General features: G+C 70.6%; 1 protein-coding gene. It reads left to right on the top strand.

Going from position 1 to position 1263, the window contains the following annotated elements:
• Nucleotides 1–1106: alginate lyase family protein (locus FYW95_RS27450; protein WP_159945062.1), on the top strand; the 1106-nt coding region annotated here is incomplete at its 5' end.
• Between the last annotated feature and the right edge of the window lie 157 nt (nucleotides 1107–1263).

Below are 1263 nucleotides of genomic sequence, written 5' to 3'. Positions count from 1 at the left end.
TCATGCCATTCGATCCGGCTCCGAGCCGTAGGTCGTTCCTCCAACGCGCCGCGATCGTGGGTGTCGGTGCGGGCGCCGCGAGCCTCATGAGCCCGTTCGCGGCGCCCCAGGCACACGCCGCGGACCTCTCCCACCCCGGTCTGCTGCACACCGACGCCGGTTTCGCCGACCTGGCCGCACGGGCGGGTGAGGGCTCCGGCCCCTGGGCCTCCGGGTGGGACGCGGTGCGGGCGGACGAGCGCTCGCAGGCCGGGTGGTCGGCCAACCCCGTGGCCGAACTGAACGTCGGCGGGCCCAACGAGAACTTCCACCGGCTGCTCGACGACGCGCACGCCGCCTACCAGAACGCGCTGCTGTGGAGGCTGACCGGGGAGGCCGCCCACGCGGACACCGCCGTGGACATCCTCAACGCCTGGTCGCAGACGCTGACGTCGGTCTCCGGTACACCGCTGATCGGGCAGACCGCCGGGATCCACGGTTTCGTGCTGGCGAACGCCGCCGAGATCATCCGGGAGCACGAGGGGTTCGACGCGGCCCGCTTCGGCGCGATGCTGACGGACGTCCTCCACCCGGTGAGCGACGCGTACCTGACCAGGGCCCCCGACACCTGCGGGTCCGCCTACGGCGCCAACTGGGAACTGTCCCACATCGCCTCGGTGCTGGCGATCGGCGTCTTCTGCGACGACAGGGCCAAGGTGGACCAGGCGACCGCGCTCGTCGCCGACACGCCCCGGGTCATGAACTCCCTCCCCTACGTGTGGGACGGCGGCGCCTCGGACCGGTACTCGATCACCGGCCTCGGCCTGCTGGCGGCGGTCTGCGAGATGGCCTGGAGCCAGGGCGTCGACCTCTACGCGAGTCATGACAACCGCCTGCTGGCGGCCAGCGAGGAGATCGCACGGTACGAACTCGAGTCCTCGCAGGTCCCGATGCTGGGCACCTGGGGCACCTCGGCGACCAGCCCGGCGTGGGCGGTCATCCACCGCCACTACGTGACGCGCAGGGGCCTGTCCGCACCCAACACGGCCGGCCTCGCCGACCGGGCGCGCTCCGAGGGCGGCGGTTTCGACCAGCTGGGACTCGGAGGACTCGCCTACTCCCTGTAGGAGCGCAGAAGTCCGTTCTCGCACGTCCGCCGGTCAGTCGAAGGAAAGAAGCTCTTGCCATGCAGTTCGTCACCAAAGCCCAATGGGGCGGCCGTCCGTTCGAACCGAACGGTGATGCTCCGATCACGTCCAACCGGGGCGTGAAGGTCCACTACCT

Origin of the sequence: Nocardiopsis sp. FR4 (genome assembly GCF_009830945.1) — a bacterium.
GTDB lineage: Bacteria > Actinomycetota > Actinomycetes > Streptosporangiales > Streptosporangiaceae > Nocardiopsis.
This window is presented reverse-complemented; position numbering and strand designations above follow the sequence as displayed.